The organism is Bradyrhizobium sp. 139 (assembly GCF_023074175.1).
In the GTDB taxonomy this organism is placed as follows: Bacteria; Pseudomonadota; Alphaproteobacteria; order Rhizobiales; family Xanthobacteraceae; genus Bradyrhizobium.
The window spans coordinates 65,586-84,747 of the sequence record NZ_JADPKS010000144.1; the positions used below are offsets into that span (position 1 = coordinate 65,586).

Below are 19,162 nucleotides of genomic sequence, written 5' to 3' on the forward strand. Positions count from 1 at the left end.
TTCATCCATTCCCGGATGCCGCAAGGCCGAGATCACCGGTCAGCAGCGTGATATAGTGAAACGGATCTGGTAATCCGCGGCAACTCAGCGCCATTGGCGGAAAGCCTTCACCTCCGGCGGTCCACCAGAAGCTCGCCGCGGCGTAGACCTGCGGGTTGGCAGCACAAAGTGCTGCAAACGACCCCGCGAAGGCGTCGACCGCCGAAGCCCTCCCCATTGCCGCAGTATCAAGCGAAGTGATCGGCGGATCGCCGGCGACGGTCTCCTGCAGTCGTGGCACCGCAAGCCGATCCAATGCATCGGAGATCTGCTCGAAGGTTGCGGCCCCATCCAGGGTCGAAAGTAGGAACACCTCCACTTGCCCGAACCAGTCGTCCTGCGGATCAATGCTCGGCGGCGGCAGCGAGACGGCCTCGCCGGTCACCGCATGCAGAGTCAAGGGATAGTATCGCCCCACCCCGTCAAGCGAGGGCATGATCGCACCCGCCACTGTCGTGCCGCAGATCGCGGCGCCGAGCCAAAACCGCCAGACCGGAGCGGTCAGAAAGGCCTGCTGCCATCCTGGGCCAAGCTGGTGGCGACTTGCTGACAGCGCAGCCTGGACCCACGGCTCCCAGGCTTCCAGGAAGCTGCGTGGCGTCGCGATCGCGATGAAATCGCGCTTTGCGCCGATTTTGCCGAATAGCCCGCAACGCATGGTCATATCCCGGTCGGGCAACGAAACTCGCGCAGCACTGACAAGTTCAGCGGGTTGCGCAACGATCCAGTCGAAATTTGATAGCTAAGCTCGCGCCCGGCGACGATGAAAGTCGCGCTGGCCGTTTCCGCTTTCACCACTAACGAGCCCGCCTCCAGCATCCGAAACAACGACCAGGGGCCAATGCGCTCAAGCACGGATGGCGGGCCGGTGTCGTTACTGACTGAAATTGCCGTTCGCGGCGCGGGGCCCGGCCAAAGGACCGTCGTTGGCGAGTTGCTCTGTGGCTGTGGCGGTGGCGTAGGTTGCGGACCGCCGAACAAGGAGGAGGTCGCTGGTCCCGGTGTGGTTGGGCTCGTAATCGTGGTGCCGCCGATCTCGGTCTTGACGGTCACGCCTGGCCCGGCTGCTCCAGGCGGCCGGATCGCGAACGATACCGCCGGTACGCCGCCACCGGTCTGGAAGAAGGCGTCGCGGATATAGGCCGCATTCTGGAATTGCTTGAGCGTATCCGGCGAGAACGACCGACCAACGGGGCTCTCCTTTCGCCAAGCCCAGTCCGATCGCGACGTGTCGGCATAAGGTGCCAGGTACTGGGTGAAGAACTTGTCCATCACGCCGTTCGGACTGAACAATTTGGCAAAATCCGCCAGCGGGACTTCCTGGCTGCTGCTGCGGATAAACGGGTAGCGGTTGGTCACGGTCTGTTGGCACACCGGCGTGACCTGATCGCGCAACGTTTGAAGGATTTGCCCGGCGGTTGAAGCCGCAATGCTGCCTTCGAACTCCGCGGCTGCTGCTCGCAGCATGTCGGAGAATGGCGGCGGCATCCGCGAGGCATTGTTGCGGAGCGCTGCGACCTGGGTCTGAAGCGCAGCAGTGGCCTGTGCGGTCAGTTGGGGATTCTCGATGATCAGCGTCAGGTTCTGCGCGATGTCGTTCAGGTTCGCGATCGTCGAGTCGATCGGCCGACGGGTGCTCTCGCCTTCGAGCGCCGCGTGGTAAGGTTTGAACTGTGCCTCGATCATCGCGCCAGGCGGTCCATCCTGGGCATTCGTGAAGAGTGCTGGCGCCGGTGCGGCAGCTGGCGCCGAAGCGCTCGCCGGCTTCGCCCGTTCCTTGGTTAGCATCGTCTCGTCGCGTACCGATTCCAGAATTTGCCGCATCGGCGAGGTCGGCGCCGAAAGCGCCCGCAGCACCTCATATTTCGGCTTGTCGGCGAGCAGCTTCTTCAGGCGCAGGCTCCCGAGCGCCGTTCGCCAGGTCGTCACGAAATCGTTGGAATAAATGCTTAGCAGATCGCCGGCCAGATTGTCGTACTGCTGGTCGATGGCCGACTGCTGGCCGGCCTCCCCCAAAACCCATCGCTCCCGCTTCATCCGCTCAGACAATCCGGACAGCCGGGCAACGAACTTCTGATGGAAGCCGTTATACGTGAAGAACTCAGGTACCCGCACGGCGTCCAAGGGACGCCCCGTCGTGGATTCGAACACAACACCCATGTCGGGTCCGCCATGGCGGTTGGCGATCCAGTCGCCAGCGTTCGATGCGCGAGCCTCCGATTTCAGAAACTCATAGGCGCGTTGCGACACGCTCAGGCGCGCCAAGGAACTCTGGGCCTGCTTGATCAACCGGCCGTCGAGTTCGACCAGCGGCTGCTGTTCGGTCTCGAGGTCGAACATTGCCACGAGGTTCTCGTCGAGCAGACGCCGCCCTTCCGCGTTGGTGGCGCCAGGATAGAGGTTATCCGCCCAGTCACGTTGCATCCAGGAGCGGATCAGCTCACGGTCTGGCGACTGCAGGCCGCCGACCATCAGATAGACCTTGAGCGCCTCGTAGACGAAGGCAGGTTCGTTTATGCGCGCATTGAGCTGCTCCTCCAGGCGATACAGCAGGCGCGGCCGGAACATGCGCTCAAGCGCCGTATGATAGGCCGCCTTCGAGGGCGACAGCAGCCGGGCGTGCTGACTGAGCCCGTAGCGAGCCGACAGAGGCACCGACCCGCCGCGCGATCCATAGCCTGCCGGGGCATTGCGCAGCCGATAGAGTAGCGGCAGCACCTTGTCGAGATCATGATCGGCAATCAGCGTCTGCTTGATAAGTGGTGCGCCGGCGGCCGCATATTCGCTATCCGCCTGTAGGCTTTGCTCGATCAAATCGGAGTTCCGCTTGTAGCTCATCAGCCAGGCTGCGATCAGCCCGATCGAGACCAGGCCGATCAATGACAGGGCCGCGGTTTTCAGAATGAGCGCGCGGCGCACCGCGGCACGGTCTGTCGAGACCCAGTCGGCTTCGCCGATGATGACCTTGGAAATCAGATCGGCGAGGAAGAAGCTCTTGCCCGTGCCCGAATAGGATCCGGAACCGACCTCCTCAGCGCCGAACGTACGTGCCAGCGACCCGATCAATTGGTCGATCGGCGTGCCCTGCTGCGTACCCGAGGTAAAGTAGAAACCGCGCAGGTTCGCGTTCACGTGATAGCGCGTCGGCTCGAATATCTGGTTGAGGAAATCGTGGATCTGCGGCTTGAGCCGCGCCATCTGTGCCGGAAAGCCGAACAATTGCACGCGGTGCTGGGGCGTCGGCTCGTCCTGCAGACGGTCGAGCGTCTCCTCGCTCAGGCGCTCCAGCAGACGGTCGAACTCGACCGGGATCTGCCCCACCAGATTCTGGGTCTTGTCGGCAGTCTGGAACGTGGCACCCCAGACCTGGCGGCGGCCGGCCTCCCCCAGATAGGCGAAATACTCGGTGAAGCCGGCAACGAGATCGGCTTTTGTAAATAGCGCGTAGACCGGGAAGCTGACCTTAAGCCTCTGATGCAACTCAAGCAGGCGCATCCTGATGGCGTCGGCATGAAGTGCGAGCTCCTGCTTCGGCAGCGTCAGGATGTCTTCGATACTGATGGCGACGAGGACGCCGTTGATCGGCTGGCGCGATCGGCTTTTCTTCAGGATGTCCAGGAACGCCAGCCAGCTGTCCTTGTCGGCCTTGCTGTTGGAGTCCTGGGTGGTGTAGCGGCCGGCGGTATCGATCAGCACCGCCTCCTCGGTAAACCACCAATCGCAGTAGCGGGTACCGCCGACCCCTGCGATCGCCGCGGGCGTCGCCCCGCGCGCGAGCGGGAATTTGAGCCCGGAATTGACCAGTGCCGTGGTCTTGCCGGCGCCGGGCGGACCGATGATGACGTACCAGGGCAGATCGTAGAGATAGCCCGACTTGTTGCCGCTGGCGGTTTTCAGCGTCGCGAGCGCATCCTTCATGCGCTCCTTGAGCACCGGTTCATCGCTGACGGGCTGGTCTGCACCAGCAATGCCATCGGCAATCTCCTTGGCACCCTTGCGCCGCTTGAACAGATTGAAGCCGACGAAGCCTGCCACGGCCGTGGTGAGCAGCAGAATAGCGATCTGCCGGACGATATGGTTCTCCAGCGGCCGCCAGTCGCCGAAGGCGATGAAGGGACCGGCGAAATAGATCACCGCTCCGAGCGAGCTGAGCCCGAGTCCGTAGAGAACAATGCGGAGAATGTCCTTGGCAAGCATCTATTCGTACCTGTCGCAAACCACCTGACCCGGCGGTATCTGCTTATTCGCTGCGCTCGATAAAGATCTCGACGCGCCGGTTCTTGGCGCGTCCCTCGGGTGTCGTGTTGCTGGCGATTGGTGCATCGGCTCCTTTGCCCTCGACGTCGACGCGCGAACCATCGGTCAAGCCAGGCTTCAGTGCCGCGGCAACCGCCTTGGCGCGCTCGACCGACAACTCGAAGTTTGTCGGGAAGCGGACTGTGCGGATCGGCGAACTGTCGGTATGGCCGACAACCCGGATCCGTCCCGGCTCCTTGTCGAGGGTTGCTGCGACGCGAAGGGCGATCGGCTTGAAGCCGTCGAGGATGGTCGCCTGGCCCGATGCAAACAAGGCCAGATCGCAGACCCTGATCACGATGAAACTGGGAGTCTGGTCCGCCGTCATGGCACAGGCGGTGTTCTCCTTCGCGAGCGCGTTGCGGATGCGTTGCAACTGGGTGATGCGATCCGGTGGCGGCGGAGGCGGCGGTGGCGGCGGTGGTGCAACGACCTGGCGCTTGAGCTCGATCGGGCCGGCCGGATGGAGCGCGAGCGCCACCTCGGCAGCATTCTCTGCCCGCCCAGCGAGGAGCGTCCGCAGGACGAAATAGGACCCGGTCAGCAGCGCGGCGGCGACGGCCGCCACGAGCCAGACCGGAACGCGTAGACGCTGCCGGCGCCCCGCCAGCGCCTGCCCGCGCCAGTTGGGCGACAGGTCACTCATCGTCTTCGGCCGGACCCGGCGCAGCAATTCATAGAGGTTGCGCTGGATCAGCTGCAAGTTCGCAAGTCCGCCCCCTGACGTTCGATGAATGCCCTGAAAACCAAGCGCAAGGCAGGCGTGCTGAAGTTCGAGGACCGGATAGTTGACCAGGGGATCGACCTTCAAATGGTCGAGGATCTCAAAGAAACGGACGCCGCCGACGCGCTCGCCGAAGAACCGGCTCAGCATCGAATATTGCGTCCAGACGTGACGCTCCTCGGTTGGGATGTGCTGCACGATATCGTCGGCAGTGGCACACAGGATGTATTTAGCGGTGTTGGCCTGGTGCTCGGAAATGCCCGCCGAACGGATGTCCTTCTCGAAGAATTTGAGCGCGTCTGCGACCTGCTCCATCAGGCTCGCGAATGACGCGCGCATGAGCGCCACCCGCAACCGACCGAGCAGTTGCAGCAACGGGCCCGCCGCGCGCATCACCGGATTGGCATTTGGCGCGACCAGATCGTCAACGCGCAGCGGCGGCCCTGGCGGCAACATGGGTTGCGGCACCTGGCCTTGCGCGGGTGTCGAGATCCATTCCTCGGCTGGATGGCTGGTCGGGGCGGAGGCGTAGTTCGAGCCCTGCGGAACGGGCGAAAAGGATGGTGGTGGCGCTGGCGCGCCGGGAGAAGGTACGGGGGATGGCGAATAGGCCGGACGTGCCGCAGGCCCCTCGCCCGGCGGAGGCTGAGAGGTCGGCGCCGGCGGCAACTTCCCGCCGGGATTGGGACGGATGATCGTCCGTTCTCCCCGACCGAAAGGATTGACCGGCTTGTCCCTGTCGCTCATGGCCTGTCTTCCAGGATCGCCCAAAGATACAGCTCAAGCTCCGGCCAGTCGCCGGAGAAGTGCATTCCGATCGAGGCCGCCGTGCTGAACTCGGGCCACAGCGGCGACTTGCGGTCGAGATAGAAATAGACGTGATCCGTGATGGCCCGGATATGCGGCGGCGGCGTCGGCAAATGCGCCAACGTCAGGCCCGGCAAGTTTGCGTGCACGATCTCGTTCATCTTGGTGTTCGGCCCGACCTTGAACAGGTGCGGGAAATCGTTCTGGATCTCCACGAGCGGCCGCCGTGCGGCAACTTCCAGCACCAGGGTCGCATTTCGGAACAGCGCTCGATCGCGGATCGGCGATACGAACGCATTCTGTGCGCGCTCGATAATCTCCAGGCGGATCGCCCGCCGGCCCAGCCGCGCGCTCAAGAAGTCCTGAATGTCGCTCACCAAGGGCGTGAAGACGTTCTCGAGATCGTCATGATCGTACGCCGGATAGTTTCGCGCCCGTCTTTCCGCCGTGGCGAATGTGGCAAGCTCACCCGCGAACCTCAGCAATTCCTCGTACAGGCGCTCGGGATGCACGCTGCCGGAGCGCTGGAAATGGGTGAGCACGGGAATGGTGCGGTTCAGCACTTGCAGCACCAGATAGTCGACGCTCTGCAACCCACCGCCGGATGACGGATCGACCGCGTAACGCGCCAGCTCGTCTAGTTTGGTCTCGACCCAGCCGATGACGCGGTTGAGCCAGCCATCGATGATCGGATGCGCGGCGCAGACCAGCATCGGCGGCACGAACTTGTCGTCGAACAGGATGTTCTTGTCGCGCACCTCGAGAATGCGCGCGATTCCAAGGCCCATGTATCCGGGCTTGCTGGTCTTGCGCAGTTCGAACGACAAGCGCGGATAAGCGATGTCGATCTCTTCCTCGATGCGTAGCGCCGAGGTCGAGTCAATGAAGGTTTCCGAAGTACGAACATAACGACTGGCGCTGTCGGTGCGATCTTCGTCGATCTCGCGGGTGTTTGGTGCCGCGACCGGCATCATCAGCCAGACGATCTGGCCTGCGGCCGTCTCCGGCACATCGATCGCGTCGGGAATTGGGCTGTCCGCAGGGATATCGAACGGCGTACCGTCCGGCATGACGCCGGACGCATTGCGCACCGCGAACTTGCTTTGTTCGGTAAGATCCTTATCGATCTCCAGCTGGGCAAAGCCCCAGGGGTACGGTGTCGTGTAGCGAACGCGTTTTTCCAGCAAGTGTTCGATATAGCGGTCGTTCTGCTGCAGATGATGCGGCCGCAGAAACAGGCCTTCCGACCAGAAAACCTTGCTGTACCAAGACATTCCTACATCCACTTAAAAATTGTCGGCAACCGCGTGATCGCCGATAGCTTACCTTGAACCGGGTTCGTCACCGCGGTCGTAATAGTCAGAGAAATGCAACATAAACGTCTCGATCGGCGCGCTGTTGTCGCGGCCAAGATGCGCCTTCCAGCGCGTCAAGAACTCGTCCCAGAGTTTGCTCTTGTTCGTGCCGAGCCAGGAGTTTGCGCCACGCTGAAGCTCGAGTTCGCGCGCCATCAGAGTGGGATCTATGCCCGCAATCAGCTCATGGACAGCGTGCTGCATGGCCATGTAGGTCTTCAACTGATGCGACTTGAGATCACTGAAGCCCTGCGCAAAGGCGCGCTGTGCGTCGAGATAGCTACGCGTCGGCGGCCCAAACAGAATGCGCATCGCCTCTTCCGAGGTCGGCGAGAATTTCAGCGGATTATTTTCAAGGGCCTGGACGGTGGTGTGGCTGGTGCTGCGGGTTAGCCGCTTGGCCTGGGTTCGCGCCTGCAACAGCGCCATCAGATTATCCACGGTCATGCGCAAGATGATGCCAAGCTGCTCGGCGAGTTCGACATCGGACTTGCTGGCAAAGAAATTGTCCGGCAATCCTGCAGCGCGCGCCACCTGCCGCGCGAACTCGGTACCGCCGATTGGCTTGGCCGTGACAGGTCCCTCATCTGCGACTTGCGCCGGGTGCGGCGCCTCAACCTGCGGCCGCGGTGGTGATGGCGATGCTGGCGGCTGGGCAGCGGCTGGTTCATCATCGGTCCACACCGACGGCCGGCGTGGGGTCGGCATGACTGGCGGGCGCTCGACTTGCGGTTTCGGCGCGCTGACCGGACCGGCTGCCCAGTTCACGTCATCGTCCTGCCCGGACGGTTGGTATGGAGACGCCAGCGATGACCGTCGGAATGGGTCCACACCCGGCGCCGGGACGCTCGCCGCCCAGTCCAAGAACTCCGGATTGACGGGCCGCGCAGCCTCGCGTGGCTTCCTCAAGAGTTGTGGATCGATCGGCGGCGGAACGTCACGATCGGCCGTCCAAAGCTCTCCGTAATCGGCATGCTGCTGGACCGAGGGTTGGTGCAGTTGCGCCTCATGGTTAGAGCTGCGCCCGCCAGCCTCATCCTCCAGCGAAACTCCGATGATGTAGTGGCCGATCGTGAGTCGGTCGCCGTCGCGCAAGCGGTGCGGCCCCCGCATGCGCTGGTCGGCACCATTGAGAAAGGTGCCATTGGTCGAGACATCGTGCAGCCAATAGCCGCCGTCGCGAAAGTGCACTTCGCAATGCTTTCCGGAAATCGTCCGCGCCGGATCCGGCAGCGTCCAGTCGAGATGACGGTCCCGGCCAATATCGACCGAACGCCTGCCGGTGACCGTAAACGACACAGGTCCGCCGTCCGGAAGATTCGGTTCGTTCTCGATGTTAAAGCGAAGCACCATCACATCGTCTCGTTAGCGCGGAGGGCGCGGTTCGCCGCGTGCCAATTGAATACCATCCTCCAGGCATGACGTCATTATCCGGCCCCGGGAGTCTCGGGGCAGCCGGCAGAGGCCAATCAGCAGGGCTGCACGCACCGCCCGCGCGGCCTGATCTGGCTTGGCTTCCACGGGTGCAAATTCCGGGGGAACCACGCTTCCGCCGGACCAGCCGGCCGCCAGCGCCAACCACGTCGCCGGCTGCTCAGGATCGTTGGCATTGCCGACAGCCAGCGCCTTGTTCCGGGACTGCTCGTCCGGTTGCCGGACCCAGGTCTCCACAATGTCCAGCGACCTGCTATCGCTGGCGTCGAAATGGTCGAACATCCGTCGCAGGGAGCGACATCCCCAGGCAATTGCCACGCGCCTGGGGAGCAGATAGGCGCAGTAAGACACGGCCCGGTGCCAATTCCGCGCGTCGGCGGCCTCCTGAAGAAAATCCAGCGAAGGCTTGTCAGCGTCGGCGCTGCCGACATCATAACGCGCCAAGGGATAGGCCTGAAACAGATCCTGTACCGTGCCGAACCGAACTTGCCCCATGACCGTCAGCCAACAAGGGTTGGAGTGCCGTGAGCGACCAGCGGACCGCCGGCCGCAAGCGCCATGCCAGCCTGCGCTGTCATGGCGATCGTCGGTGCGTTGATGACGATGCCCGCCGGGGTCAGGATAATCTGACTGGGACCAACCTGCAGGGTGATATTGGCATTGGCCATGAGCGTGATGCTGATGCCCGCATTGACAGACTGGTCCATGGCCAGCGTGATGTGCTGACCGCCCAATTCGATATCGAGTTTATCGTTGCCCTTCTTGAGGGTGGTCTTGCGCGTGTCACCGCCGAATGCAGCTTCGCCGATAGTCCGCGTCTCGGTGTCGCGGACCGTCACGTCGTGGTCCTTCTCAGCATGGACCGTGATCTTCTCGGATCCCTTCTTGTCCTCGAAGTTCCACTCGTTGAATCCGCCGCCACCTTTGGTGGAGTCGGACTTCAATCCTGCAATCGTCTTCTTCGACGGCAGATCATAGGGTAGCTTGTATTCGTCGTTGTATACGGTGCCGATCACCAGCGGCCGGTCCGGATCCCCCTCCAGGAATTCGATAACGACTTCCTGTCCGACGCGCGGGATGATCTGACCGCCCCAGCGCTTACCAGACCAAACCTGAGCCACGCGCAACCGGCACGATCGCTTCTTCTTCCGATCCCAGAAAAAGCGAACATAGATTTCGCCCAGCGATTCAACGTCGATCTCCTCGTTCGAATTGTCGTCTTTGGTCACCACCTTGGCGGTCTGGATGCCGTTGATCCTTGGCTTCGGCGTCATCATCAGCGCTCGAAACGGCCGATCGCTTGGCAGAAACTCATAGCTGCCGAAATAGACATGTTGCCCGGCGTCGCTGGGACCGCCAGTGCGGTAAGATTCGATCGAGAACGAGTGCGTGGCTCGCACCACGAGATATTCCACGTTCTGCGAGTCCTTGGAGTGCTTTTCGAGCTTCGTCAGCCCGCCGGGGAACAGGTTGACGGCGTCGCCGTTGCCGCGGCGACGCCGATCCATCGCCTGCTCTGCCTGCAACTGGATCTTCGCGTAGCGCTCGCCGTCGGATTTCTCCTTGAACTTCCCGGGATAGTCGTAAAACTCCATCTCCGACCGAGTGTAATGCTCGGAGCCCTTGGCGTCACTGATCATCTGCGCGTTGGGTTTCTGGTAGTTGTAGTCGTTGAGCTCGATCTTGCCGGTACGAAAACGACGCTCCGAGACCCATTCATAGATGTGCTGCTCGCCTCGACGATCAGCACCCGTCAACGGGATGTAGGGAATCGTGGCAAGCCCTTTGACAGGGTTGTGCGACGATTTGGAGTCCGCCAACACCAGCGTGTGTTTGCCGCCCTCATGCTTGAAGAAGTAATAGATGCCGTGTTGCTCCATCAGCCGGCACACAAAGTTTATGTCGGTCTCGCGATATTGAACGCAGTATTCCAGCTTCGGACAGGAACTCTCTTCGGTCAGCTTGGATTCATAATCGGTAAAGCCACGTTCGTTGAAGACTTCCTTGATGATGTCGGGCGCCTTCTTGTCCTGAAAGATCCGACAATCAGTGGTCCGTGACAACAGCCATAGCCAGGGCCTCAACACGATCCGGTAGCTGAAATAATCATTCTTCACCCCGAGCCACTGGGCCTCCGTCAGAATGCCACTGAACTCGCGCTCCTTTTCATGCAGCTTTATGGTCAACGTGCACTGCTGACCGATGGCACGGTCGAAGTCGAGGTCGGCATCCTCACTGAGACACTCGATACGATACTCGAACAGTTCGCTGAGACCTTCCGAGCCTTCGAATCCGGCAAAAACCAGAACGTCCTTGCCAAGAGGTGTCTTGAGTTCGCAGAGACGGGTATCCTGAGTAAGCTGGCCCATGTGGGCTTAAACTCCCTCCTCCGATCGAATGACCTGCAGCGCAGAGCTGATCAAACGTGATGCAATAACCACGGAAATCCTGCACGCCACTGGCAGTGCCGGGACGTCAGCCCCGGGGTCGGGCCTTCTCACGCTCCTCAACAGCCGCGCAAAGAACCACCCCAGCCATCAAGTAGTCGGCTCCAAACGCTTGCCGGTTCACGCAAAAATGGCATGATCTTCGGGAATGAACCAAGATCAGCAGGCATCTGACTCATAAGAGATGTTCGGATCACGATCCGCTGCTTGATCCGGAAGTCGTCACGGGCCCAGCAGCGGGGCCGTGACCGAGCGGATGGATGGTCTTCGTATGCTTGATATCGCCTCCCTGACGCAGCCCATTGCCGCTGACGATCCCTGCGGACCGGATCTCGACGCTATCGGAGACGTTCAGTACCTCAACTTCTTCGCAAGTGCGGAATCCCTGCTCCCGATGTCGTTTTTCGAGGTCGTCAATGCCAATGGTGAGCGTGGGCGCTTCGATCCAAAGGCAGTCGACTTTGCGGGCCAGTTTGCCGCCGCCGAGCCCCTTCTTGCGCGTACCCGCGACCTGCGCCTGAACTTGCTGCTCGCCAAATTTTCAATCCTCAACCGCGATCTCGACGGCTTTTTGTGCTGCCTGAAGGCGACCAGCTTGCTGCTCAGCGAGCACTGGGAAGCGGTGCATCCAAAAGGCGAGGATGGGGACTACGCGCTTCGCGCCGTCACGGTCGAAGCAATCGACGTATTCCCGACCGTCATCAACCCGCTGCAGTTCCTTCCCCTGATCGAGAACCGTAGACACGGCAACCTCAACTACCGTGCCTATCAAGTCGCCATGGGCGAAATTCCCGCCGGCGACGCCGACGCCGATGGGCCTGATCTGGCGGCCATCGAGCGCATCGTCAGCGAGACAGATCTCGACACCCTCAAGGCAACCAGCGCGCGGTGCTCCGCGGTCGCTGCGGAAATCGCCGGCATTAGGCAAACCTGGCACGAGAAGTTGAACTCGAGGCAACCGATCAGCCTCGACAGGCTCTCCGGCATGGTTAACGGCATGGCTGCCTGGCTTGCGGGTCTTGTCGCGTTGCGCGATCCGGCCGCGATCGCCCCAACTGCCGAAGCTGTCGGTCCCGTCGATGCACAGGCACCGCCAGACACGACCAGGGTGTTGGCTTCATCCGCGCAGGCATCCGCGGCGCTTGCAGCCGCGGCCGAGTATTTCGCCCGAATGGAACCGTCCAGCCCCGCACTGCTCCTCGTGCGTCAGGCGCAGGAGATGGTGGGAAAATCATTTATTGAGGTTATGCGGATGCTTGTGCCTTCGCACGTGGAGAGCGCTGCGATCAACATCGGGCGCGACAAGGTTTTCGACCTGCCGATCGAGCGGATGGCGGAACTCGCCACTTCGCTTTCATCGACCGCCGATAGCAGCATTCAAGATGTTGAAATTTCAGTAGAAAGCAGAGCGCAAGCCTTGGGCCTGCTGACGAAGGTGGCGTCGTTTTTCCGAAGCGCAGAGCCGTCGAGCCCCATCCCCTTTTTGGTCGATCGCGCGCGCGACCTTGCACAACGAGATTTCCTCAGCCTTTTGAATGATGTTTTACCGGAGGGAGCGCTTAAAACAATCGACAGATCGCGTTGAACCGAGCTTTCGCTCGAGGGCACTAACTGGACACAAGATGTTTGCCGACCGCAGCAACTTGAAGCGCCCTAGTCAATCTGCGTCGCGCAAATTCGATGTTTAAAGCGATTTCGTAGTGAGGGAACCATGGCTACAGACAGCGGTCAAAAATTCATTCGGCGAAACCGCGCACCGCGCGTGCACATCACATACGAAGATCCTTATGACGCCGAGCGACTGATAGAACTGCCGTTCGTCATGGGCGTCCTCTCCGACCTTTCCGGCAATAACCCTGGCGTCGAGAAGACGAAGGTCGAGGAGCGCAAATTCCTCGAGTTCGACATGGACAATTTCGACAGCCGCATGGCGGCAATCCAGCCCGGCGTGACGGCCCGTGTCGCCAACCGTCTCAGCGATGGATCGGATGAAAAACTTTCGGTCAATCTGCGCTTCAACAAGATGGCCGACTTCACCCCAGTGGCCGTCGCCCGCCAGGTGCCGGCTACCGCCAAGCTGCTTGAGGCGCGCGAACAACTTGCCAACCTGCTGCGGTACATGGACGGCAAGGTGGCCGCCGAGGACCAGCTGAAAAAACTTCTCGCCGATCCTCAACTGATGGCGGCGCTTCGGGAACGCGCGACAAGCCAGTCAACCGAACCTGGCACCGAGAACTGAGGAAGGAACGGGGACCATGGCAAAAGAAGCTGTCCACAAAGAGAGCACCACCCAGGTCAAGACCGTCGAAGCTGACGAGTTTGCCACTCTGCTGAAGCAAAGCTTCAAACCGCGCACTGAACGTGCAGCGACCGAGGTCGAAAACGCGGTATCCACGCTCGTTCAAGAGGCGCTGAAAGACTCGAGCGTCATCAAGTCGGACGTGCTCGATACCATCGAGGAGATGATCGCGCGGATCGACCAGAAGCTGACTGCGCAGATGAACGAGATTCTTCACACACCCGAGTTCCAGGCGATCGAAAGTGCCTGGCGCGGCCTCCACTACCTCGTGTTCAATTCCGAGACCGACGCCAACCTGAAGATCCGGGTGATAAACGTCTCCAAAAGCGAGCTGTATCGGAATCTGCGGCTTTATCCCGATGCACGCTGGGACCAGAGCCCGCTGTTCAAGCAGATCTACGAGTATGAATTTGGCCAGTTGGGTGGCGAGCCATTCGGCTGCCTGATCGGCGATTACTATTTCAGCCACCTCCCAACCGACGTACAACTGCTCCGCGATCTCAGCAAGATCGCCGGCGCCGCACACGCCCCCTTCTTCAGCGGCGCTGAGCCTACGCTGATGGGAATGGACACCTGGACCGAACTGTCCAATCCTCGTGACATCGGCAAGGTGTTCGACACACCAGAATATGCCGCATGGAAGGGACTGCGCGATCAGGACGACTCACGCTATCTCGGCCTGTGCATGCCGCGCGTGCTGGGTCGCCTCCCCTACGGCGCAAAATCGGAGCCCGTGGAAGAGTTCGCCTTCGAAGAGGAAACCGACGGCCACACCGGCGACAAATACGGCTGGATCAACGCTTCCTATGCGATGGCGGTCAACATCAATCGCGCCTTCAAGGAGTTCGGCTGGTGCACGCGTATTCGCGGGGTGCAGTCCGGTGGCGAGGTCATCAATCTGCCGACGCACACGTTCCCGACGGATGACGGCGGCGTCGACCTGAAATGCCCGACAGAGATCGCCATCAGCGATCGCCGCGAGCACGAACTTGCGAAGGCGGGCCTGATCCCGCTGATCCATCGCAAGAACACCGACAAGGCCGCCTTCATCGGCGCCCAGTCGCTCTACAAGCCCAAGAAATATTTCGGCGAGAAGGGCGTGGATGCAACCGCGTCCGACAACCTTTCGTCCCGACTGCCCTACATGTTCGCAGTGTCTCGCTTTGCGCACTATCTGAAGTGCATGGTTCGCGACAAGATCGGATCCATGAAGGAGAAGGATGAGCTGACGATTTGGCTGCAGACCTGGATCAATGAATACGTTGATGCCAACCCAGCCCTCTCGTCAGAAGCTCAGAAAGCGCGCAAGCCGCTGGCCGCTGCGAAGGTTGAAGTCATCGCAAACGAGGAGAACCCGGGATATTACAACGCGCGCTTCTTTCTTCGTCCACACTTTCAATTGGAGGCGATGGACGTCGGCCTCAGTCTGGTTTCACGCCTGCCCGGCCCCGGTTCCTGACGCCGTGACATCGCAACCGTAAACATGCAAAAAATTTGAGAGGACTACGCTATGGCTGTCGATATCTTCTTGAAACTCGATCCGATCAAGGGCGAGTCGCTGGACGACAAGCATAAGGACGAAATCGATATTTTGAGCTGGTCGTTCGGCGAGAGCCAGACTGGCACTTTCCACAGCGGTTCGGGCGGCGGCGCCGGCAAGGTCAACGTCCAGGATCTCCACTTTACGCACTTCGTCGACAAGGCCACGCCGGAGCTTTTCAAGGTCTGCGCGAACGGCAAGCATATCGACACGGCGATCCTCACGGTCCGCAAGGCGGGTGAAAATCCGCTGGAGTATCTCAAGATCGAGATGAAACACATTCTGGTCACCAGTGTATCGACGGGCGGATCGCACGGCGAAGATCGCCTCACGGAAAACGTGAGTCTGAACTTCGCGAAGGTCAAGATGACCTACAAGACCCAGTCGGAAAAAGGTGCCGCTGGAGCTGCGCCGGTGTTTGGCTGGGACGTTCCGGCCAACAAGGAATGGGCCTGATTGTCGGCCCCTCACCTTGCGCCGGTTCCGATTAGCGCGAACCGGCGCCAGGCGGTGCAATTGCGGTTGCACGTCTCGGCGGGACTTGTTGCGGGCCTGACCGCCTGCCGAGGCGACATCATTCTGGGGGCCAGCTGATGCTCCGCGAAAGGGCATAGCGGGCCTGGCATCTTGGGGACGGCAAATGACCATTGCTCCAAAGAGGGATCGGCTCTCTCCCCCGTTAATGCTGGCATTTCGCGCGGCCCATGACGCACGCGATGCGCGCAAGAAGCTTAATCTGCGCGATGAGTTCGGTGAGCGGGTCATTGCCGGGCGGCGCAGCGCAGGCCGCTTTCCGATCTCGGAAACCTTGTTGCGGCGGGAGGTCTCCCAAGACCTTGAAACGCTCCTCAATACCATTGCTCTGGAATCGACCTTGGATCTGAGCGGGCGCGATAGCGTTCGAACCTCGATCCTGAACTACGGCTTCCCCGATATTGCCCACCGTTCGATCGACGAGGTAACGGACGACGAACTCACCGGCGCCCTGCGCGAGACTCTGACGACGTACGAGCCAAGACTCGATCGCAAGACGATCCGGGTCCGTCGCGACGGCTCGGTTGGTCCTGAGCAGCTGAAGCTGCGCTTCATCGTTCACGCCGACCTCAAGGCTGAGCCGCTCAACGTCCCCGTGGAATTTGTCGCCGACGTCGACCTCGACAGCGGCGATATCCAGATCAATCGACTTTAGCATGAATCGCGAATTCCTCGATTTCTACAATCGTGAACTGTCATTGCTGTACGAGCAGGCGGGAGATTTCGCCGAAGAATATCCAGGAATCGCAGAGCGCCTCGGCGGCCTGATCCGGGACCGCTCGGACCCGATGATCACGGGACTGTTGGAAGGCGCCGCGTTTCTTGCCGCCCGCGTTCAGCTCAAGCTCAAGCACGAATTCCCGGAATTCACTGCAAACCTGCTTGAGCAACTGGTACCGAACTATCTTGCGCCGACACCATCGGCCATGCTGGTCACCGCACGGCCACCCTATGCCGACCCGGCACTGCGCGACGGCAGGAAGATTGTACGCGGCGCCTACTTCGACGCGACCTACCGCGAGAGAGAACGAAGTCTTTCCTGCCGATTTCGACTTTGCCGCGACATCGTGCTCTGGCCGTTTGACGTCACCAGCGCGGAGTATTTCTCAACAGCGGGCGCTCTGCAGGCGCTCGGGATCCCGGTCGGTGGCGACGTCATCGCGGGGCTGAAGCTGTCGCTGACCCATCGTACCGCGGCCCGGCTCGATGAGGAACTGCCGGACGCAGAGGCCCGAGCCAAGCCGGAAACCTGGTTCTCAGGCTGCCGCGTTAGCGAACTTCCGATCTACCTGTCAGGCGCAGAATCCGACGCCATCGCGCTCTACGAGCAATTGATCTCGAATTGCGAGGGAGTCTACTTCCGCCATCTCGACGACTTCGGCGATCCGGTGGTGGCTCGTGCGCCCCATGATTGCGTGCAGCAAATTGGCTTCGACGAAAACGAGTCGCTCTTTCCCAACGATAACCGGATCTTTCGCGGCTCGGAGCTGCTGCGGGAATATTTCATGTTTCCACGCAAGTTCCTCGGCATCAACTTGACGGGACTTCGCAGTGTGATGTCGCGGCTGCGCAGCAAATCGATCGATATTGTCTTCGCATTCGATGAGCACAATTCGCGGCTTGCCGCCTCGGTGCGCGCCGAGACCTTCAGGCTCTATACTGCGCCGGCGATCAATCTGTTCGAGAAGACGAGCGATCGCATTCCCGTCAAGTCGAATACTTACGAGTACCATGTGGTGCCAGATCGCAGCCGCTATCTGGAATACGAACCGCACCAGGTGCTCGAAGTCTACGCGCACCTTCCGGCAGAGAAGGATAAGCGGCCCGTGCGCCCGCTCTATTCGGCCGCCGTCGACCGGACCAGCGGATCGGTCGACGGGCTTTATTTTACCGTCCGCCGCTTACCTCGGCGCCGCACAGTGGAAGAGAAGACATACGGAGCCTCCTCCGACTACACCGGAACGGACATGTTCCTGTCACTGCTCGAGCCCGGTGAATTGAGCGGCCAAGGCTCCGTTGCCGAACTGAGCGTTCGGGCTCTTTGCTCCAATCGCCATCTCACCGAACATTTGCCGGTTGGCCAGGGCGGCGCCGATTTTCGCCTGCTGGACGACACCTCCCTTGATCTGATGTGCGTCGCCGGTCCCACGCCGCCACGCGAGCCGGTGGTCGCCCAACTGCGCAGCCGCAGCGAAATCGCCAACAGTGGGGTTGTCAGCTGGCGGCTGATCAACATGCTCAGCCTCAACTATCTTGGCCTCGTCGAACGCGGTGGCGGCAAGAACGCCGGAGCGCTGCGCGAGATGCTGTCCTTGTTCGCCGACCAGTTCGACGACGCCACGGAGCGCAAGATTCGCGGCGTACGCAGCATAGAAAGCCGTCCTGTCGTGCGGAGGGTCCGCGAGCGCACCGGCAGCGGTGCAGCACGGGGCCTGGAGATTACCGTCACGCTTGACGAGAAAGCATTCGAGGGCAGCGGCGTGTTTCTGCTGGGTGCGGTACTGGAGCGCTTCTTCGCCGACTATTCCGGCTTCAACACCTTCACCCAAACGGTCGTCTCGACGCCGGAGCGCGGCGAGATCATGCGATGGCCACCGCGCATGGGCACGCGGAGGCCGCTATGACGCTGATCGAGCAGATGAAGGCCGAACCTTGGCGTTTCGATTTCTTCCATACGTTGCGCCAGTTCGAGCGCGCCAACCCGGATCGACCGCGGATCGGTGACAGTGCCGCTCGTCGCGACGAATATGTCGACCTCGGCCAGGTGCCCTATCTGGAGTTCCCCGCCTCGAACCTCGCGGCGGTTGAGGACCATGCCGGCCGGCTCAGGATACTCGTCAAATTTCTCGGGCTTCTGGGGCCGCAGGGCGCGCTGCCGATCGCCACCACCGATGAAAGCCTCGGTTGGTGGCTGATGCGTGATGACGCCTTCCCGCGCTTTCTCGATCTCCTCAACGGACGCTTCCTGCAACTCTTCTTTCGTGCCTGGGCCGATGCGCGCCCGATCGCGCAGCATGACCGCCCCGCGGAGGATCGCTTCATCGCCTATGTCGGCTCCTTCACCGGCTTAGGCTCCGCTGTTTTCGCCGATCGCGATACGGTACCTGACATGGCGAAGCTCAGCTTCGCTGGACTGGTCGCGCCCCGGGCGAAGTGTGCATCACGGTTGACTCGGTTCCTGCAAGGACTGTTCGAAGTCAAAGTCGAGATCGACGAATTCGTCGGCACCTGGCTCTCATTCGATCCAAGTCACTGCAGCCGGCTCGGCGGAACGCATGCGAGGCTCGGTCATGACGCCCTTCTCGGGTCGCGTGTGTTCAGCGTCGAGGACAAGATCAGAGTTCGGGTCTTTGTCAGAACTTTTGCTCAGTACGAACAATTCCTGCCGACCGAAACCCCCAACTTGTCGGAGCCACTGGCCGACGCCGTTTTCTTCTATATCGGTGATGAATTGGAGTGGGAGGTCGAGCTCGCCATTCCGGCGGGAGAGGTCGTGCCGGTCAGGCTTGGACAGAGTGGGCGACTTGGATGGACCACCTGGGTCTCGCCAAACTGGGCCTCCACGGAAGAATATCGCCGCGATGCCCGCTTTCAGCTCGGTGAGCGATTGAGAGCCGGCCGGAGCGCCGCAGTCAATGCCGCGGCGATTTGAACCTATCCATCGCGCTGATCGCCTAATGTTATGGA

Annotated in this window: 14 protein-coding genes; 7 read left to right on the forward strand and 7 right to left on the reverse strand. The window is 61.1% G+C overall.

Annotated features, from left to right (window positions below):
- Nucleotide 1: 1 nt before the first annotated feature.
- Genes tagF through tssI form a run of 7 tightly spaced genes read right to left on the reverse strand, consistent with a single transcriptional unit; the run spans nt 2 to nt 11,024 of the window.
- A complete protein-coding gene (gene tagF / locus IVA80_RS31255; RefSeq protein WP_346348039.1) occupies nt 2–703 on the reverse strand; it encodes a type VI secretion system-associated protein TagF in 702 nt (233 codons plus the stop codon).
- Nucleotides 700–4,236 (reverse strand): type VI secretion system membrane subunit TssM, encoded by a 3,537-nt coding sequence (tssM, locus tag IVA80_RS31260; RefSeq protein WP_247438687.1) that lies wholly within the window; start codon nt 4,234–4,236, stop codon nt 700–702. The genes tagF and tssM overlap by 4 nt, the downstream gene beginning before the upstream one ends.
- Before the next feature lie 43 nt (nt 4,237–4,279).
- Nucleotides 4,280–5,806 (reverse strand): type VI secretion system protein TssL, long form, encoded by a 1,527-nt coding sequence (gene tssL / locus IVA80_RS31265; protein ID WP_256467545.1) that lies wholly within the window; start codon nt 5,804–5,806, stop codon nt 4,280–4,282.
- Entirely contained in the window at nt 5,803–7,140 is a 1,338-nt protein-coding gene (tssK, locus tag IVA80_RS31270; RefSeq protein ID WP_247438689.1) for a type VI secretion system baseplate subunit TssK, read from the reverse strand. Before tssK ends, tssL begins: the two co-directional genes overlap by 4 nt.
- A 48-nt stretch (nt 7,141–7,188) precedes the next feature.
- Complete coding sequence (gene tagH, locus IVA80_RS31275) at nt 7,189–8,574, reverse strand: type VI secretion system-associated FHA domain protein TagH (protein WP_247438691.1); 1,386 nt, start codon at nt 8,572–8,574, stop codon at nt 7,189–7,191.
- A 12-nt stretch (nt 8,575–8,586) separates the two neighbouring features.
- Nucleotides 8,587–9,150 carry a hypothetical protein gene (locus IVA80_RS31280; protein WP_247438693.1) on the reverse strand — a complete coding sequence of 188 codons (564 nt, stop codon included), beginning with the start codon at nt 9,148–9,150 and terminating at the stop codon, nt 8,587–8,589.
- A gap of 5 nt (nt 9,151–9,155) precedes the next feature.
- Nucleotides 9,156–11,024, reverse strand: a complete 1,869-nt coding sequence (gene tssI / locus IVA80_RS31285; protein ID WP_247438695.1) for a type VI secretion system tip protein TssI/VgrG — start codon at nt 11,022–11,024, stop codon at nt 9,156–9,158.
- A gap of 349 nt (nt 11,025–11,373) precedes the next feature.
- On the opposite strand from tssI, the gene IVA80_RS31290 reads away from it, so the two are divergent.
- The 7 genes from IVA80_RS31290 to tssG all read left to right on the forward strand — a co-directional run bounded on the left by IVA80_RS31290 (nt 11,374) and on the right by tssG (nt 19,127).
- The gene (locus tag IVA80_RS31290; protein ID WP_247438697.1) at nt 11,374–12,687 is read left to right on the forward strand and encodes a type VI secretion system ImpA family N-terminal domain-containing protein; all 1,314 of its coding nucleotides are present in this window, start codon (nt 11,374–11,376) and stop codon (nt 12,685–12,687) included.
- A gap of 126 nt (nt 12,688–12,813) precedes the next feature.
- A complete protein-coding gene (gene tssB, locus IVA80_RS31295; protein WP_247438700.1) occupies nt 12,814–13,341 on the forward strand; it encodes a type VI secretion system contractile sheath small subunit in 528 nt (175 codons plus the stop codon).
- Nucleotides 13,342–13,357: 16 nt separating this feature from the next.
- Nucleotides 13,358–14,860: a type VI secretion system contractile sheath large subunit gene (gene tssC, locus IVA80_RS31300; RefSeq protein WP_247438702.1), complete on the forward strand. Its 1,503-nt coding sequence runs from the start codon at nt 13,358–13,360 to the stop codon at nt 14,858–14,860.
- A gap of 51 nt (nt 14,861–14,911) precedes the next feature.
- A complete protein-coding gene (locus IVA80_RS31305; protein WP_247438704.1) occupies nt 14,912–15,397 on the forward strand; it encodes a type VI secretion system tube protein Hcp in 486 nt (161 codons plus the stop codon).
- A gap of 184 nt (nt 15,398–15,581) precedes the next feature.
- Complete coding sequence (gene tssE / locus IVA80_RS31310) at nt 15,582–16,130, forward strand: type VI secretion system baseplate subunit TssE (protein ID WP_247438706.1); 549 nt, start codon at nt 15,582–15,584, stop codon at nt 16,128–16,130.
- Nucleotide 16,131: 1 nt separating this feature from the next.
- The gene (gene tssF, locus IVA80_RS31315; RefSeq protein WP_247438708.1) at nt 16,132–18,099 is read left to right on the forward strand and encodes a type VI secretion system baseplate subunit TssF; all 1,968 of its coding nucleotides are present in this window, start codon (nt 16,132–16,134) and stop codon (nt 18,097–18,099) included.
- Nucleotides 18,063–19,127: a type VI secretion system baseplate subunit TssG gene (tssG, locus tag IVA80_RS31320; protein ID WP_247438710.1), complete on the forward strand. Its 1,065-nt coding sequence runs from the start codon at nt 18,063–18,065 to the stop codon at nt 19,125–19,127. The genes tssF and tssG overlap by 37 nt, the downstream gene beginning before the upstream one ends.
- Nucleotides 19,128–19,162: the final 35 nt, after the last annotated feature.

Bases quoted from the DNA above. Each gene is read 5' to 3' on its own strand.
- tagF (WP_346348039.1), bottom strand. From the start codon at position 703: ATGACCATGCGTTGCGGGCTATTCGGCAAAATCGGCGCAAAGCGCGAT.
- tssM (WP_247438687.1), bottom strand. From the start codon at position 4,236: ATGCTTGCCAAGGACATTCTCCGCATTGTTCTCTACGGACTCGGGCTC.
- tssL (WP_256467545.1), bottom strand. From the start codon at position 5,806: ATGAGCGACAGGGACAAGCCGGTCAATCCTTTCGGTCGGGGAGAACGG.
- tssK (WP_247438689.1), bottom strand. From the start codon at position 7,140: ATGTCTTGGTACAGCAAGGTTTTCTGGTCGGAAGGCCTGTTTCTGCGG.
- tagH (WP_247438691.1), bottom strand. From the start codon at position 8,574: ATGGTGCTTCGCTTTAACATCGAGAACGAACCGAATCTTCCGGACGGC.
- IVA80_RS31280 (WP_247438693.1), bottom strand. From the start codon at position 9,150: ATGGGGCAAGTTCGGTTCGGCACGGTACAGGATCTGTTTCAGGCCTAT.
- tssI (WP_247438695.1), bottom strand. From the start codon at position 11,024: ATGGGCCAGCTTACTCAGGATACCCGTCTCTGCGAACTCAAGACACCT.
- IVA80_RS31290 (WP_247438697.1), top strand. From the start codon at position 11,374: ATGCTTGATATCGCCTCCCTGACGCAGCCCATTGCCGCTGACGATCCC.
- tssB (WP_247438700.1), top strand. From the start codon at position 12,814: ATGGCTACAGACAGCGGTCAAAAATTCATTCGGCGAAACCGCGCACCG.
- tssC (WP_247438702.1), top strand. From the start codon at position 13,358: ATGGCAAAAGAAGCTGTCCACAAAGAGAGCACCACCCAGGTCAAGACC.
- IVA80_RS31305 (WP_247438704.1), top strand. From the start codon at position 14,912: ATGGCTGTCGATATCTTCTTGAAACTCGATCCGATCAAGGGCGAGTCG.
- tssE (WP_247438706.1), top strand. From the start codon at position 15,582: ATGACCATTGCTCCAAAGAGGGATCGGCTCTCTCCCCCGTTAATGCTG.
- tssF (WP_247438708.1), top strand. From the start codon at position 16,132: ATGAATCGCGAATTCCTCGATTTCTACAATCGTGAACTGTCATTGCTG.
- tssG (WP_247438710.1), top strand. From the start codon at position 18,063: ATGGCCACCGCGCATGGGCACGCGGAGGCCGCTATGACGCTGATCGAG.